13 protein-coding genes, 3 tRNA genes and 1 pseudogene are annotated in these 16,945 nt (G+C 45.1%); 1 reads left to right on the plus strand and 16 read right to left on the minus strand.

The window, feature by feature from the left end; genetic code table 11:
* Positions 1-77 precede the first annotated feature (77 nt).
* From ICE88_RS00700 to ICE88_RS00720, 5 genes are all read right to left on the minus strand, one after another.
* Positions 78-154, minus strand: a tRNA-Asp gene (locus ICE88_RS00700).
* Between the two features lie 7 nt (positions 155-161).
* Positions 162-237: transfer RNA gene (locus tag ICE88_RS00705), tRNA-Glu, on the minus strand.
* 56 nt (positions 238-293) lie between these two features.
* Positions 294-369 (minus strand) — tRNA-Ala (locus ICE88_RS00710).
* 50 nt (positions 370-419) lie between these two features.
* On the minus strand, positions 420-1,829 hold the full coding sequence (gene gltX / locus ICE88_RS00715; protein WP_216248429.1) for a glutamate--tRNA ligase: 1,410 nt from the start codon (positions 1,827-1,829) through the stop codon (positions 420-422).
* Positions 1,830-1,856: 27 nt separating this feature from the next.
* Complete coding sequence (locus ICE88_RS00720; RefSeq protein ID WP_216248431.1) at positions 1,857-3,077, minus strand: YbfB/YjiJ family MFS transporter; 1,221 nt, start codon at positions 3,075-3,077, stop codon at positions 1,857-1,859.
* A gap of 36 nt (positions 3,078-3,113) precedes the next feature.
* Between ICE88_RS00720 and ICE88_RS00725 the strand changes: the two genes are divergently transcribed.
* Complete coding sequence (locus ICE88_RS00725) at positions 3,114-4,094, plus strand: Hsp33 family molecular chaperone HslO (protein ID WP_216248433.1); 981 nt, start codon at positions 3,114-3,116, stop codon at positions 4,092-4,094.
* 6 nt (positions 4,095-4,100) lie between these two features.
* On the opposite strand, the gene ftsB is transcribed toward ICE88_RS00725, so the two are convergent.
* The 11 genes and pseudogenes from ftsB to ICE88_RS00780 form a co-directional block, all read right to left on the minus strand.
* Complete coding sequence (gene ftsB, locus ICE88_RS00730) at positions 4,101-4,421, minus strand: cell division protein FtsB (RefSeq protein WP_216248436.1); 321 nt, start codon at positions 4,419-4,421, stop codon at positions 4,101-4,103.
* A 33-nt stretch (positions 4,422-4,454) separates the two neighbouring features.
* Positions 4,455-5,741 carry a phosphopyruvate hydratase gene (eno, locus tag ICE88_RS00735; protein ID WP_089516549.1) on the minus strand — a complete coding sequence of 429 codons (1,287 nt, stop codon included), beginning with the start codon at positions 5,739-5,741 and terminating at the stop codon, positions 4,455-4,457.
* Positions 5,742-5,759: 18 nt separating this feature from the next.
* Positions 5,760-6,617, minus strand: coding sequence for a 3-deoxy-8-phosphooctulonate synthase (gene kdsA, locus ICE88_RS00740; RefSeq protein ID WP_089516548.1), 858 nt, complete (start codon positions 6,615-6,617; stop codon positions 5,760-5,762).
* 33 nt (positions 6,618-6,650) lie between these two features.
* Positions 6,651-8,300 carry a CTP synthase gene (locus tag ICE88_RS00745; RefSeq protein WP_216248438.1) on the minus strand — a complete coding sequence of 550 codons (1,650 nt, stop codon included), beginning with the start codon at positions 8,298-8,300 and terminating at the stop codon, positions 6,651-6,653.
* Positions 8,301-8,397: 97 nt separating this feature from the next.
* Positions 8,398-9,114: pseudogene (locus ICE88_RS00750) on the minus strand (peptidase); the annotation flags it as partial.
* A 52-nt stretch (positions 9,115-9,166) separates the two neighbouring features.
* Complete coding sequence (locus tag ICE88_RS00755; protein ID WP_216248442.1) at positions 9,167-10,126, minus strand: alpha-E domain-containing protein; 960 nt, start codon at positions 10,124-10,126, stop codon at positions 9,167-9,169.
* Between the two features lie 20 nt (positions 10,127-10,146).
* Entirely contained in the window at positions 10,147-11,574 is a 1,428-nt protein-coding gene (locus ICE88_RS00760; RefSeq protein ID WP_255535286.1) for a circularly permuted type 2 ATP-grasp protein, read from the minus strand.
* A gap of 69 nt (positions 11,575-11,643) precedes the next feature.
* Positions 11,644-14,040, minus strand: coding sequence for a DNA internalization-related competence protein ComEC/Rec2 (locus ICE88_RS00765; protein WP_255535287.1), 2,397 nt, complete (start codon positions 14,038-14,040; stop codon positions 11,644-11,646).
* A gap of 86 nt (positions 14,041-14,126) precedes the next feature.
* Complete coding sequence (locus tag ICE88_RS00770; RefSeq protein WP_216251679.1) at positions 14,127-14,957, minus strand: TatD family hydrolase; 831 nt, start codon at positions 14,955-14,957, stop codon at positions 14,127-14,129.
* Positions 14,958-14,964: 7 nt separating this feature from the next.
* Positions 14,965-15,642, minus strand: a complete 678-nt coding sequence (gene lolD, locus ICE88_RS00775) for a lipoprotein-releasing ABC transporter ATP-binding protein LolD (RefSeq protein WP_255535147.1) — start codon at positions 15,640-15,642, stop codon at positions 14,965-14,967.
* 10 nt (positions 15,643-15,652) lie between these two features.
* The gene (locus tag ICE88_RS00780) at positions 15,653-16,924 is read right to left on the minus strand and encodes a lipoprotein-releasing ABC transporter permease subunit (RefSeq protein ID WP_216248450.1); all 1,272 of its coding nucleotides are present in this window, start codon (positions 16,922-16,924) and stop codon (positions 15,653-15,655) included.
* Between the last annotated feature and the right edge of the window lie 21 nt (positions 16,925-16,945).

Raw genomic sequence — 16,945 nt, forward strand, 5'->3', positions numbered from 1 at the left:
TCGGTTTGAGTAGTACAGGAAATTAATAGATGGAAGAAATAAAAAAAGCCCTTGTTTAAAAACAAGGGCTTTTTTGTTGGCGGAGCGGACGGGACTCGAACCCGCGACCCCCGGCGTGACAGGCCGGTATTCTAACCAACTGAACTACCGCTCCAAAAACTTGGCGTCCCCACGGGGATTCGAACCCCGGTACCCACCGTGAAAGGGTGGTGTCCTAGGCCTCTAGACGATGGGGACCCTGGACTTACGGTACTGCAATTTCACTACTTAACTACATTTCGATCTAAGCTTACTGGTGGAGCTAAGCGGGATCGAACCGCTGACCTCTTGCATGCCATGCAAGCGCTCTCCCAGCTGAGCTATAGCCCCTTAATTAGATGATCTTAAAAAAGTAAGCTCAAGCAATCAAGACCGTAATTCTAGCCTATTTTTATCCCGCTTTGCAAGCGCTGTTTTGTTTCTTCTATACCAATCAAAGAGATAACAGCATCAATAGCTGGGGTTTGAGTCGTGGCAAACATGGCGTAACGGACTGGCATGGCCAAAGCTGGCATTTTTAGGCCATGCTTGGCCAAAACGGCTTTAAATGCCCCAGAAACGGCTGCTTTTGAGCCATCCCCTGCTTCTAGCTCAGCAATCAGATCGCTGATGACTGGATGGACAGATTCAGGGATATTGGCTTGTCGATCAGCTGCGGAATGATCAGGTCTGTCCATATAGAACAACCTAGCGCCTTCAGCCAACTCAATCAGGGTGTTTGCCCGATCTTTGAGGATATTGACCACACCTACAAAATCAGGGCCGGAGTCGGTTTTAATGCCTAATTTCTCAACAAACGGCAATGCTCGCTTGGCCAAATCAGCAGCATCAGCCTGCTGAATGTACTGATGATTCAACCAAAGTAATTTTTCAGGATTGTGTTGAGCTGGTGATTTACCCAAATGGTCTAAATCAAACCATTCAACGAACTGTTCTTTGGTGAATACCTCTGCATCCCCATGAGACCAACCAAGACGTGCCAAATAATTAAGAACAGCTTCAGGCATATAACCATCACGCTCGTAATCACGCACGCTCATGGCGCCATTACGTTTACTCATTTTCTCGCCTTGATCGTTTAACACGGTTGGCAAGTGAGCATAGATTGGCAATGATCCGCCAAGCGCTTGAAGAATGTTAATTTGTCTTGGCGTGTTGTTGACGTGATCATCACCACGAATTACGTGAGTGATCTTCATATCTAAGTCATCAACAACCACGCAGAAGTTATAAGTTGGAGTGCCATCAGGACGGGCAATGACCAAATCATCTAACTCATCATTGCTGATTTCAATGCGACCCTTGACCGCATCCTCCCAAACAACGCTGCCACCGATGGGGTTTTTAAAACGAATCACCGGTTTGATATCTGCTGGAGGTGTTGGCAATTGCTTGCCGGCATCAGGACGCCAAAAACCGTTATAGCGTGGCTTCTCTTTATTGGCCATTTGCTGCTCACGCAAGGCATTGAGTTCTTCCTCACTCATATAGCAAGGGTAAGCCAAACCATCTTTGAGCATTTGCGCAATGACTTCGCGATAGCGCTCCATGCGTTGCATTTGATAAATGGGGCCTTCATCTATATCAAGACCCAACCAACTCATGCCTTCGATGATCACATCAACAGCCTCTTGGCTTGAGCGCTCTTGATCTGTATCTTCAATACGCAAAATGAAGTCGCCTTTCATCTTGCGAGCAAAAGCCCACGGATACAAAGCGCTTCGAAGGTTACCTAGGTGAATAAAGCCCGTTGGGCTTGGTGCAAATCGTGTTCTAACTGTCATAAACATGATTATCTCATTGGCGAGATAAAAGGCTTATTTTTCAGCAGAATTGCTCAATGGCTTCTGTCTTGTTGCGATCAATCCCCCAAGAAGAAGAGCCAAGCCGGAGAAAAGCAATCCTCGCGCCAAACCACCCTGCCCATCAGAAATCCAGCCTGCGATGGTTGGGCCAATGATTTGGCCGGCAGCAAAGATACTGGTGAAAGCCGTGATACCACCGACCCAATCAGAGGACGGCATATTGTGTTTCACAAAGGCTGTGGTTGATGCAACTGCAGAAAGAAAAACTGCCCCGAACAAAACACCTGACCCAAAGATACTCAATAAGATCAGATTGCTCAAAGGAATCTCATAGATCGCAATCAAAGCAGGAATCAAACTGGCTATGCCAAGGAGCGTGTTTAAGATAGCCAGCGATTGTCCACCTTTGAAGCGATCCAACATCTGAGCCCACAAACGAGAAGATGCCATGACAGAAAATCCTAAGATGGCATAAAAGATATTGAGAGTGCTACTACTTAGACCCAATTGCTTGAGCAATGCGACCACAAAAGTCATGTAACCAATATAGCCCACGCCAAACATAAAATAGCCCATCAATGCTGGGACATACGATTTAAGAGGTGTACCAGAATCTCCACTTGGTTTTGGAGGAATCGCGGGGATCGAGCTGATTGGTTTAACCAATATCAGAGTAAATATCAGACACAAAATACCCAAGGCATACCAAGACAACTGCCAAGAATGATCCCAGGATATTTTTACGCCCCAATCATTAAAGAATGGCAGGATGACACTTGATAAAACAATCCCAAGACCAGGTCCTGCATAGAAAATACCCAACATCAAACCTGATTTATTGGCATGGATGGTGCCTAATTGAGAAATCAGAACGCCACCTGCGACAAAGATCCAGGCGCTGGCAATCCCAGCAATCACGCGATAGATAAAAAGTAAGCTGGTTTGATCAGTACAGCCAGAAAGAAACAAAAAGACACCAGTGATGATTGCAGAGGATATGAAGAAATGATGCACGGACATGCGCCTCATCATGGCTGGAGAACTGAGGGCTCCAATGAAGTAACCCAGGGCATTGGCTGTGTTCATGGTGCCAGCGACCAAGTATGACCAGTCCAAATCCTCTCTCATCACAGGCAATAGAAGCCCATAAGAGAAGCGCGCCAAACCCAAGGCAATGGCAGAGCCCAAGGCAAGGGATAAAGCGGTCAAAAATGGATGTTTATTTGAAAACACAGTGCGTCATTTCATAAAGTTTCTACAATATACGTTATGACAGATAAATACTCCCCAGATTCTCTCCAAGTCTTTGTTTTTGATGGTGCGCCTGTGCGCGGTGAAATCGTCAACATCAGAGATTCTTGGCAAGCCATTTTGGCCCGCAAAGACTACCCGCCAGCCGTCAAAAAGCTTCTGGGTGACTTGGTGGCAGCAGGTGTTCTGTTATGTGGAACACTCAAATTCAATGGCAGCATGATCATTCAAGCCCAAGGCAATGGCGCAGTTCGTTTATTGGTTTTAGAGTGCAATGAACATTTGGTGATTCGAGCAACCGCGAAGTTAAACGAGGACATTGATCTATCCACCCTGCCTGATGATGCCAACTTGTCAGATTTGATTAATCCCGATGGTCAAGGTCGACTGGTGATCACATTGGATCCCGCTGATCGCAAACCAGGACAGAATCCTTATCAAGGCATCGTGGCTTTGAGCGATCATGGCGAACCAGTCACAAGTATTGCCCAAGCCATCACTCTCTATATGCGCGACTCTGAGCAGTTAGAGACCCGTTTATGGCTAGCCAGCGATGAAGATTCTTGTGGAGGCTTATTGCTCCAGAGATTACCCAATATGGGTGGTCAACTAAAAATGGATGACGAGATGGCTGCTGAAGGTTGGTCGAGACTTCAGATGCTCTCAGACACGGTCACCAATGAAGAACTCTTGAGTCTTGAACCCAAGGTATTGATGAATCGCCTGTACCTTGATGAATCAGCACATCATGGAGTGAGAAGTTTTGATGAAAGACCGATTAAGTTTGGATGCCACTGCTCTCGCATCAAGGTCGCTGATATGCTCAAAATGCTTGGTGAAGAAGAAGTGAACAGCATTCTTTTAGAAAAAGATGCCGTTGAAACCAATTGTGATTTCTGTGGTCAGATTTATATTTTTGACGCCGTTGATTGCAAACAGATCTTTGCCAGCCCCACGATTGTTGATGCAGTGAAACAAGCTCCAAGTTCAAAGCATTAACAAAAATTACTTGGCTTTTGCAGCCTCATCAGAAGTAGCATCATTGGCAGGTTTCTTTCCAGGAACGACCTGCACAAAGACCTCACCCTCTTTGCTCATGCCATGCTCTGCGCGAGCACGCTCTTCAATCGCTTTGGTTCCATCTTTGAGGTCTTTGACTTCACCTGACAGCTTGGCATTGCGTGCTGCAAGTGCATCATTCTTTTCCATTTGTTTAGATACTTGGCGGTCAAGCTCATAAACCCTTAGCCAACCGCCCTTACCTAACCACAATGGGTACTGAATGATCACCAAGAGAGCCAACATGCCGTAAACAACGATGCGCATCTGGTCTCTCTTTTCTGGTGTGGGTTTCTAAAATTACTTGCGCAAGTTATAGAAAGTTGACTTACCAGGATACGTTGCAATATCCCCCAAGTCTTCTTCAATACGAATTAACTGGTTGTACTTGGCAATACGATCGGAACGTGACAATGAACCAGTTTTGATTTGACCTGCATTTGTACCAACCGCGATATCAGCAATCGTACTGTCTTCTGTCTCACCTGAACGATGAGAGATCACAGCTGTGTAACCAGCACGCTTAGCCATTTCAATCGCTGCAAAAGTTTCTGTCAAAGTACCAATTTGGTTCACTTTGATCAAAATTGAATTGGCAATGTTCTTCTCAATACCTTCTTTAAGGATCTTGGTGTTGGTTACAAATAGATCGTCACCCACCAATTGGATCTTCTTGCCTAACTTCTCAGTCAAGATTGCCCAACCTTCCCAGTCACCCTCGTGCATACCGTCTTCAATTGAAACAATAGGATATTTATCAACCAAGTTGGCAAGGTAGTTAGCAAACTCTACTGAAGTCAGTTGCAGACCTTCACCAGATAAGTCGTATTTACCGTCTTTATAGAATTCACTGGCCGCACAATCCAAAGCCAACAAAACATCTTCACCTGGTTTGTAACCAGCTTTTTCAATCGCCTGAAGAATCGTGTTCAAACACTCTTCATTGCTCTTGAAGTTAGGTGCAAAACCACCCTCATCACCAACAGATGTAGACATGCCTTGGTCATGAATGATTTTCTTTAAAGCATGAAAGACCTCTGCGCCACAACGCACGGCTTCACGAAAGCTCGTCATACTCACAGGCACGATCATGAATTCTTGAATATCTAAACTGTTGTTAGCGTGTGAACCACCGTTCACAATGTTCATCATTGGCACTGGCAATTGCATAGCACCTGAACCACCAAAATATCTGTACAAAGGCAAACCTGCTTCTTCAGCCGCTGCACGGGCAACAGCCATAGAAACAGCCAACGTTGCGTTAGCGCCTAAACGTGATTTATTGTCAGTACCGTCCAAATCAATCAAAGTGCGATCAAGGAAGGCCTGCTCACTTGCATCAAGACCCATCACTGCTTCAGCGATTTCAGTATTGATATTTTCAACGGCTTTTAAAACGCCCTTTCCAAGGTAGCGACCAGGCTCATCATCACGCAACTCAACAGCTTCACGTGAACCAGTTGATGCTCCTGAAGGTACCGCAGCACGGCCCATCACTCCAGACTCAAGCAATACATCACACTCAACAGTAGGATTACCTCTTGAATCTAATATTTCACGTCCAATGATGTCAACGATTGCACTCATGACTTTTCCCTTAACAAATTATTTGAAATCTTTTTCTAAGTAAACGTTGCCATTTTTAACAACGTCATCCAAAGCCACCAAAGTGGCGAGTAATTCTTTCATGCGGTTCAATGGCACTGCATTCGGTCCATCTGATAGCGCTTTAGCAGGATTTGGGTGAGTTTCCATGAACAACCCGCTCACACCAACTGCTACAGCTGCTCTAGCCAATACGGGAACCATCTCACGTTGACCACCACTGCTGGTACCTTGACCGCCTGGTAACTGTACAGAGTGAGTGGCATCAAAAACAATTGGAGCATTGGTTTCGCGCATGATGGCAAGGCTGCGCATATCAGACACTAAATTGTTATATCCAAAAGACGCACCGCGCTCGCATGCCATGAACATATCTTCTGACAAACCAACTTCTTTAGCAGCAGCTCTGGCTTTATCAATAACGTTCTTCATGTCGCCTGGGGCCAAGAATTGGCCTTTTTTGATATTGACTGGCTTGCCACTTTGAGCGCAAGCACGAATGAAATCAGTCTGACGACACAAAAACGCTGGCGTTTGCAATACATCAACAACCGCAGCCACAGGTTTGATCTCATCAACTTCATGAATATCAGTCAAAATGTTCACGCCAATTTCTTTTTTAACTTTGGCAAGAATCTCAAGACCTTTTTCCATACCAAGACCACGGAATGAAGTTCCTGAAGATCGATTGGCTTTATCAAAAGATGATTTGTAAATGAATGGAATGCCTAAAGCACTTGTGATTTCTTTTAACTGACCAGCTGTGTCCATCGCCATTTGCTCAGATTCAATCACGCAAGTGCCAGCGATTAAAAAGAAACGCTTATCAAGACCAATTTCAAAATCGCATAGTTTCATGGCTAACTCCTTAATTCCTTAATACTGTGCAGATCAAACTGCAATACCCTTTTGGTTTAAGGCTGCTTTAATGAATGCAGAGAACAATGGGTGGCCATCTCTTGGAGTCGATGTGAACTCAGGATGGAACTGCACACCAAAGAACCATGGGTGCATGCTGTTTGGCAATTCCATCATTTCTGGCAATGACTCATTAGGAGTTCTTGCAGAAATAATCATGCCGGCAGCCTCTAATTTAGGCACGTACACATTATTCACTTCAAAACGATGGCGATGACGCTCATTAACTTCTGAGCCATAAATCTTTTCAGCCAAGGTATTTGCTTTAACTGGGCAGCGCTGTGATCCTAAGCGCATCGTACCGCCTAGATCTGAAGCTTCATCACGCTTTTCAACACGACCTTCGCGATCCATCCATTCTGTGATCAATGCCACGACTGGATGAGGTCCATTAGGTTCAAATTCCGTACTGTTAGCACCCTTCAAGCCAGCCACATGACGAGCAAACTCAATCACGGCCAACTGCATACCTAAACAAATGCCAAGGTAAGGAATCTTGTTCTCACGAGCGTGCTTGATGGCTGCAATCTTTCCTTCAGTACCCCTCTTACCAAAACCACCAGGGACCAAGATGGCATCTAAACCAGCAAGGCTTGAAACATCGCCACCATCTAAATTCTCAGAGTCGATATAACGAATACCGACCTTGGTTTCATTGTGAATACCAGCGTGACGCAAGGCCTCAATCAATGACTTATAAGACTCTGTTAAGTCCACATACTTACCAACCATGCCAATCGTTACTTCATGCTTTGGATTTTCTAGGCTGTGAACCAAACCATTCCAAACAGATAAATTAGCAGGCTTAGCATCGATGCGTAATTCATGACAAATCAACTCGTCCAAACCCTGCTCATGCAGCATTTGTGGAATTTTGTAAATCGTATCAACATCCCAAACTGAGATCACTGCTTGTTCGCGCATATTCGCAAACAAAGAAATCTTGGCTCTCTCATCTTCAGGAATCGGGCGATCAGCACGACATAACAATGCTGTTGGCATGATGCCGATTTCTCTTAACTTTTGAACTGAGTGCTGGGTCGGCTTGGTTTTCAACTCTCCTGCACTTGCAATGTAAGGTACCAAGGTCAAATGCACAAAGGCAGTATCACCCTGAGGCAATCTCAAGCTCATTTGGCGAGCAGCCTCTAAGAATGGTAAAGATTCAATGTCGCCGACCGTGCCGCCAATTTCGCAAATAGCGACATCTGCATGGCCATCATGGCTGGCTTTAGCGCCACGCTCAACAAAACTTTGAATTTCATTAGTGATGTGCGGAATCACCTGAACAGTCTTACCTAGATATTCGCCACGGCGCTCTTTACGGATCACAGACTCGTAAATCTGGCCAGTTGTGAAGTTATTGCTCTTGCGCATCTTGGCAGAGACAAATCTCTCATAGTGGCCTAAATCAAGGTCTGTTTCAGCGCCATCTTCCGTCACGAATACTTCTCCGTGCTGGAAAGGACTCATCGTGCCAGGGTCAACGTTGATATATGGATCTAATTTTAAGAGGGTGACTTTTAGGCCGCGCGATTCAAGAATGGCGGCTAAGGAGGCGGCTGCGATACCCTTCCCGAGGGAAGAAACCACACCACCAGTAACAAAGATGAATTTAGTCATCGAATATGCTTAGTGGGTAATACGCAATTATAGCGATACCCAGAAAGAATGCTCGAAATTTCATCCTGAAGGTTATTTTTATGCCAGAGAGCCTTTACCAGACTGGGTCTTCAATTTCCGAGAAGATTTGACGCAGTCTTTTTCCCCAAGTTTCATGAATCATTTTGAAATATTCGTTTTTTTCATCAATGACCAAGAGGTGGTCGGTTTTTAAATCGTCTTTTGGATAAATAAGCAAATCCAGAGGCAATCCTACAGAGATATTTGATTTGATGGTTGAGTCCATAGAAATCAATGCACACTTTGCAGCTTCCTTCAAAGGTGTTTCTTGAGTGATTACACGATCCAGGATTGGTTTGCCATACTTCGCTTCGCCAATTTGGAAATAAGGTGTCTCAACCGTTGCTTCGATAAAGTTTCCAGCGGCATAAACCTGATAAATAGAATGTGGCTGCCCCTTGATTTGACCCCCAAAAATCAAATGAATATTAAATTCAATGCCTGATTTTTGTAACTCTTCAGCATCCCTGTCCCGCACCTTGCGAACAATGTCACCCAAGACCTGTGCTGCTTCAAACATCGTTGAGGCATTCCAAATGCTGGGGCCATCATCTTCGGGGTGATTCAGATAATGTCTGACTGCCTGAGTAATGGCCAAATTGCCAGCAGACATCAAGACCATCACACGATCGCCATCTTTTTTGAAGATAGCCATTTTTCTAAAGCTAGAAACCGCATCCACTCCAGCGTTCGTCCTGCTGTCAGATAAAAAAACAAGCCCCTCGTCCAATCTAATCGCAATGCAATACGTCATAAAACCTTTTAGTTATTAATTTAATAAATCAAATCTCAGAATGACACGCTCATTAAGCTGCCAACTCGTCCATTGGCAATAAAAAATCCCGACTGATGCCGCTGCCAACAGCGTTCACGCGCTCCAAGAAATTGGTGAGAAATGAATGCAAGCCTTGATCTAAGATTTCATCAATCCGAGAGTCTCTTAATTCCGCCATCAAATTTCTGGCTTGAGTAATTGTCTTGCTCGATTGTGAATTTTTAAGCTTGGTCAATAAGTCCACGACCTCCCCCATACAGGCTGACAAAGATCTTGGCATATCAGAGCGCAGGACCAATAGCTCAGCAACGCGATCAGGCGTGATGACATCTCGATAAACTTTTCGATAAATTTCAAATGCCGACACAGATCTCAATATCGCAGCCCAATAGTAGAAGTCATCGACAGAGTCATGACCCTGGTCGCGCATGTTTTCAGCAGTCAGTGATTTCACATCAAGTAAACGGGCGGTGTTGTCTGCTCTCTCAAGGAACGTGCCCAAACGAATGAAATGAAATACCTCATCACGAATCATCGTGCCGTGCTGAACCCCCCTGGTTTGGTGGGAGCGAAACTTCACCCATTCAAAAAACTCGGATGGTGCTTTATCCAAAATGCCTTCACGCATCATCTTTTGCGCATCCAACCACGTGGTATTGATTGTTTCCCATAATTCAGTGGTCATCGACCCTCTGACCACTCTTGCATTTTCACGGGCAGCTTGCAGACAGCACATGATCGAGGATGGATTATTCATGTCACTCACCATGAAGCGAATCACATCGCTGGGTGACATCAATACATAGTTAGCATCAAAAGATGCGGTCAACTCTGAAATCTCCAATAAAGATCTCCAGGCTTGTTCTGCAACTTCGGCTGATTGAGGCAATAGAGACATCTGATAGTTGACGTCCAACATCCGAGCAGTGTTTTCTGCTCTTTCTGTGTAACGTGACATCCAATAAAGATGATCGGCTGTTCTAGATAACATTGACTATCTCCTTTTTATTTTTAATGTTCCAAAACCCAGGTGTCTTTGGTGCCGCCACCTTGCGATGAATTGACGACCAATGAACCTTCTTTAAGAGCTACTCTGGTCAACCCACCTGGTGCCATCCGAACTTCTTTTCCAGACAAGACAAAAGGTCTTAAATCAATATGACGAGGCGCTATACCTGATTCAACATAGGTGGGACATGTCGACAGCGCCAATGTTGGTTGAGCGATATATCCATGAGGATTTGCCTTTACTTTGTCTTTGAAGTCAGCGATTTCAGCTTTTGTTGAAGCAGGTCCAACCAGCATTCCATAACCACCTGCCCCATGAACTTCCTTCACAACCAAATCTGCCATGTTCTCCAATACATAGCTCAGCTCAGATGGTTTACGACACATGTAAGTTGGGACATTTGAAAGCAAGGGTTCTTCGTCCAAGTAAAAGCGAATCATGTCGGGCACATAAGGGTAGATAGATTTATCGTCAGCAACCCCCGTGCCAATCGCATTACAAATAGCAACGTTGCCCGCCTTATAGGCTCTTAATAAACCATAGACACCCAAAGAAGAATCTGCTCTGAAGACTTCTGGATCCAAAAAGTCATCATCGACTCGACGATAGATCACATCTACTTTTTTAGGCCCTTGGGTGGTTCTCATGTAGAGGATTTCTTTTTGTACAAAAAGATCCTTACCTTCAACCAATTCAACGCCCATTTGCTGAGCCAAAAATGCATGCTCAAAATATGCTGAGTTGTACATGCCTGGAGTCAGCACTACCACGGTTGGGTTGCTGTTGTGATCGGGTGCTGCCTGACGCAAGGTGTCCAATAGTAAATCTGGATAGTGAGCGACTGGGGCTACTCGATGCTGGGCAAATAACTCAGGGAACAGGCGCATCATCATCTTACGGTTTTCTAGCATGTAAGAAACACCAGAAGGAACTCGCAAGTTATCTTCTAAAACAAAAAGCTCACCAACATTTTCTCCATGAGTGGCCCTCACAATATCAATGCCAGCAATGTGCGCATAAATATTCATGGGCACATGCACACCCACCATCTCTGGCCTGTATTGAGCATTGTTCAATACCTGCTCTTTTGGTATCACCCCTGCTTTTAAAATGTGTTGCTCATGGTAAACATCATGTAAAAACATATTCAAAGCCGTCACGCGCTGACGCAAACCAGCTTCCATTCGACTCCACTCTGAAGCCGGAAAGATTCTAGGGACAATATCAAAAGGAATGGTTCTTTCAGTGCCAGCACTTTCGCCATAGACTGCAAAAGTGATACCAACACGACGAAACATCAAATCTGCCTCTTCACGTCTGGCTTGCAGATATTGATCGCCCTGCCCACTCAACCATTGTGAAAATTGCTGGTAGTGAGTCCTGGAGAATTGAGCATCCTTAAAATTTCTTTGAACACCATCCAGTGACATTTCATCAAAAGGTAATTTATGTTCTTTTTCTTTCACCATATTGCTTTACTCCAACTTCTAAATGAATCACTATTGATGCCATGATCGACGTTGCGATTCACGCCAATCCTTTCTAGACCAGTGCTTTCCTTTAAATTCCCAGATTTGAGCGCCTGTGTGAACAGTTTCAAGAATTGGAATTTCACGCTCAACGTATCTCTCCACCACTTTCTTATTGGGGTGGCGGTACCGATTCCGATATCCAGCCTGAGCAACTGCCCATTGCGGCTTGATCGCATCAAGAAATATTTCAGAAGAAGAAGTAGCACTACCATGGTGCGGTATAAGCAAAATAGATGCCAATCCATTGGAAGGCTTATATTCATTGGCGATGATTGCCTCACCCCCTCGCTCAACATCCCCCGTTAACCAAAATGAGTAATGCCCATTGCTTACCTCAATGACACAACTTAGTGCATTGGGCTTCCCAGAATGGTGCACGCTGGCAAATGTCATCTCAGGGCCTGGATGCCAAACCTTGAATAGGACGCCATCCCAACGCCAGCTTTGACCCGCTTGGCATGGCAAAGCTGGTATCTGAGAATTCTTGACCTTATCAACTAAGAAATGCCATTCCGGCAAGGTTCCCAATAAATCACCAAAGGTGATGCTTTTCATCAGACTCAAGGCGCCGCCAACATGATCAGTGTCTTTATGACTGATGACCATTCGATCGATGAATGAAATACCCTCACCCCTCAAGAATGGCAAAACGTTTCTTTCTCCAGCATCTGACTGAGGGGATGTTTTTGGGCCAGTGTCATAAAGCAAACGTTTGCTGTTCGTTTCAACTAAAACAGCAGTGCCCTGTCCAATATCTAAAACTGTGACCTTGAAGTCTCCAACAGCCACATCGGGAAACTTCGGCCAAAGTAAAGGCAAGCAACAGCACAACCCCATCAGTCGACTTTTATAAGTCAATGCCAATGGACCGGGCCTGATCGCATAAATGATTCCTGCTGTAGAAATCACAAAAAATAAAAGGCTTGGTTGCGGTAAATAAGCAACAGACCAAAACCATGATGACATTGGTTTTAAAAACCAAGCCACCAATTCCATGCATGAATGTGCGATCCATAAACATCCATCACTGATGGGCGAAGGCAATACAGCACCCAACATGGCAAACGGCGTAACAATAAAACTCACCAATGGAATAGCGAATGCATTCGCCAAAGGAGAAACCACAGAGAACTGCGAAAACCAATAAAGAGTTAAAGGTAATAAAGCAATCGTGACAACGGCTTGCACCCGAGTAGCCTCTTTGAATGACTGCCACCATTTTTGTGATCGGCTGTAACCATATTCAGACATGCCGTCTTGGCCAGGCATGGCAAACAAAATCGCAGCCACAGCGCCAAATGATAGCCAGAATCCCGGCGTATAGGCCGCCCAAGGATCTAAGAACAAAACCACGAATAAAGCCCACCACCAAATATCAAATGCTCGCGTGATTCGGCCCGTCCACAAAGCGACAGCCACCACCCCGACCATGTACATGGTTCTTTGAGCAGGAATCTGAAAACCTGCCAGCCAGGTATAAATCAGAGCAACCAAGAAACCACTCAATGCTGATACTTTTTGAGTCGCGCACAACATGGGCAATGAGCGACGACGCCACAAACGATTGGCCAAGGCAGCACCCATACCAGCCAACATCGTGACGTGTAAACCAGAAATAGAAATCAAGTGACCAATGCCAGTTGCATTGAAGACACGCCAATCATCTTGAGGAATTGCATTTTGTTCACCCATCACCAGAGCAATTAATACTCCAACATAAGGAGCTTCTTCAGGTGCTGATCGCTTGATACGCTCACGCAAATGCCAACGAGTTAATTCAACAAATGTTGTAAAGCTCAAATGGAAGTCATCTAAGAGACTCGGCTTCCAGGACCTTGGCAAACCTTTTGCAGATGCCTTCACAGAACCAGTGGCACCTAAATCTTGTTGAAACATCCAACGCTCAAAATCAAATCCATGCGGATTCATGAGGCCATGAGCTCTTTTAAGAACGACTGGTAAACGCCAGCGCTGGCCAGGTTGAATATCTGGCAAGACTCCCTCTCCCCGCCAACCTGGATACCAGCCCAAGGAGAGTCGATTAGGAAATTCTTTTAGATCAATGTTGATTGATTCATCTTCATGAATCGCCTCTTCCACTTTTAATGAAAATCTCAAGGACTGATCACCTTGGTGAGGTAAGCCATCAACCACTCCAGTCACCAACAATGGGACACCCTCTAACTCTGGCGGTAAATCATTGCTCAATCGTGTATGAGTCAAATAAGCAGACCAAGAAAATCCCAATAAAAACAGAGCAAGCGCGCATAAACAAAGTCTTAGTTTGGGCATAGCAGTCATCTTTAAATAACTGATCAGATAGATCGAGATCAGTAAACAAACTATGAATAGACCGAGCTTCATCCACACATCGCTTTTGGGCAACTGCGGCAAAAAAAGTAAAAGAGATTCCCCGGCAATGAATGCCGTTAATAAAAAGCGCAAGTTATCTAGTCTTTAGAGAGAGGCAACTGAGCAAGCAATGTTGCCCAGCGAGGAATCACGCGCAAGGCGTTGTTGGCACAGATGGTCTGTGTTTGACTGATGGATGTGGAACGAATTTCTGCAAGAATTGAGGAAATTTGCGGCAACTCTGCAGGCTCATTACGATGGCTTACTTGTTTTGCCAACCAAGCAGGCGGAATATCTGGCGCATCAGTTTCGAGGACGATACTTTCAAAAGGCAAATCTTTAGCCAAGCGTCGAATTTGTAAAGCTCTGGGGAATGTCATTGCTCCCCCAAAACCCACCACAAAATTTAACTTGATGAAATGCTCAGCTTGCTGAAAGCTGCCATTGAATGCATGCGCGATGCCACCGATGATCTTTCTCGGTTTCAAAGCTTTTAAAATGGCATCTTGAGAGCGGCGCACATGCAAAATCACTGGAAGATTAAATTCTTCAGCAAGATCGAGTTGCTTCTCAAAAAAGAATGCCTGATGGTTGGCATCTAAATCAGGCAAAAAATAATCCAAGCCAATTTCTCCGATTCCAACAAACCGAGGATCGTCCAACGCTTCAATCACTGAGTGTCTTAAAACTTCTAAATCTGATTCTTTTGCCTCGGGTGTGAAGATTGGATGAATGCCCAGTGTGTAACAGCTTGCAGGCATCAATTGAGCAGCTTGATGAGTCAGATTTTTTACAGACAAATGATCTTTTGCGCGCACGGCTGGTAACAACACGCCGTTGACTCCTGATTGCGCTGCACGATGAATCACTGCATCACGATCATGACCAAACTCATCGGCATCAAGATGGCAATGGGTATCTAAACACAAGGCCACGTTAATGAGCTTTCAATACGCCATGATCCAAACGTAAAACACGATCACATCTTGCTGCACGCAATGGATCATGGGTCACAATCACAAATGCTGTGCCCTGACTTTTGGCAACATCTAACATTAAATCAAAAACAGTGTCAGCTGTTTCAGCATCTAAGTTTCCGGTAGGTTCATCTGCCAAAACACAGCTTGGCTTGGTCACCAAAGCTCTAGCAACGGCTACACGCTGACGCTCACCACCCGATAGAGCGGCTGGACGGTGATCCATCCGATGAGACAAACCTACTTTTGTGAGCATCTCTTTGGCCACAGCTCTGGCTTCATCGTTATCAATGCCTCTGATACGCAATGGCATGGCCACGTTATCCAAAGCGCTGAACTCAGCCAAAAGATGATGGAATTGGTATATGAATCCCAAATGTTGATTGCGCAACTTATTCAGCTCAGCCTCAGAAAGACGAGTCAAAGACTGTCCTGCCAAGATGACCTCACCTTGACTGGCATGGTCCAAGCCACCTAAAAGATGCAATAAAGTACTCTTGCCAGATCCCGAGGCTCCAACAATGGCTAACTTTTCGCCAACCGCAAGCTCCAAACTGATGTCATGGAGGACTTGCACAGCCAAGTCACCCTCTCCATAAGTTTTGGAAATGTTTTTAGCAACTAAAGACATATTCATATTCAGTCCCTCACTCATAACGCAAGGCCTGAGCCGGTTGAATTTTGGCTGCTCTCCAACTTGGATAAAGCGTTGCCAAAAGAGAAAGGATGAATGCCATCAAACCCACGGTGATCACATCACTGCTTCGCACATCGGAAGGCAGACTAGAAATAAAGTAAATGTCACGAGGTAAAAATTGAACACGGAAGATTGCTTCCAAGCTAGGCACAATCACATCGATGTTCAATGAAATCAGCAAGCCCAAAATGATTCCACCCAAAGTGCCGATGGCACCAATCATGAAGCCTTGAGCAAAGAAAATTCTTTGAATCATTCCAGCACTGGCACCCATGGTGCGAAGAATGGCGATGTCACCACGCTTATCAGTCACTGTCATCACCAGTGTAGAGACCAAGTTAAACGCGGCCACTGCAATGATCAAGGTAAGAATGATGAACATCATGCGTTTTTCAGTTTGTACAGCTGCAAACCAATTTTTATTTTGTCTTGTCCAATCTTTGACCCACAAACCAGGCAGCTGCACAGAAAGTTGGTCTGCCACCTTTGCGGCTTGCTGCATATCATCTAATTTCAGACGCAAACCTGACGGGCCATCCAATCGCAATAATGCGGCAGCATCTTTCCAGTGAACCACAGCCAAAGTGCTATCAAATTCATAATGGCCGCTATCGATGATGCCAATCAACTTAAAGGCCCTCATCCGAGGTGTCATACCTGCGGGATTAATATCCCCTTCAGGAACCATGATGGTGATGCGGTCACCCAATTGCACACCTAAGATTCCAGCTAACTCCGCACCTAAGGCCAAACCAAATTCACCAGGCTTTAAAGCACTGATTTGCCCTTGAATAAAGTGTTTTGGAATATCAGATACCTTGCCCTCTAATTCAGGGTCAATGCCTCGAAGTGCCACTCCGCGCATCACATCACTTCGACTGATCAATGCTTGAGACATGATCATCGGTGCAGCACCTGTCACGCGTTTATTTTCTTGAACTTTGGCCAATAAAGGCTGCCAGTCACCCAATCCTGTCGGAGCATGGATCTCCACATGAGATAAAACAGACAGCATCCGATCACGAACTTCCTTTTGGAAGCCGTTCATAACCGATAGAACCACAATCAGAGCCGCCACTCCCAAGGCAATACCCAACATTGATACAGACGATATAAATGACAAAAACCCGTCTTTAGAGCCTGTTTCCTTGTTTTTTCCGCCTTTTCTCCTGGCGTTGGTATAGCGCCATGCGATTTCGAGTTCAATCGGCCAAATATTCATATGAAAGAGTTTAGCTTGCTC

The organism is Polynucleobacter sp. AM-26B4, assembly GCF_018882285.1.
GTDB lineage: Bacteria > Pseudomonadota > Gammaproteobacteria > Burkholderiales > Burkholderiaceae > Polynucleobacter.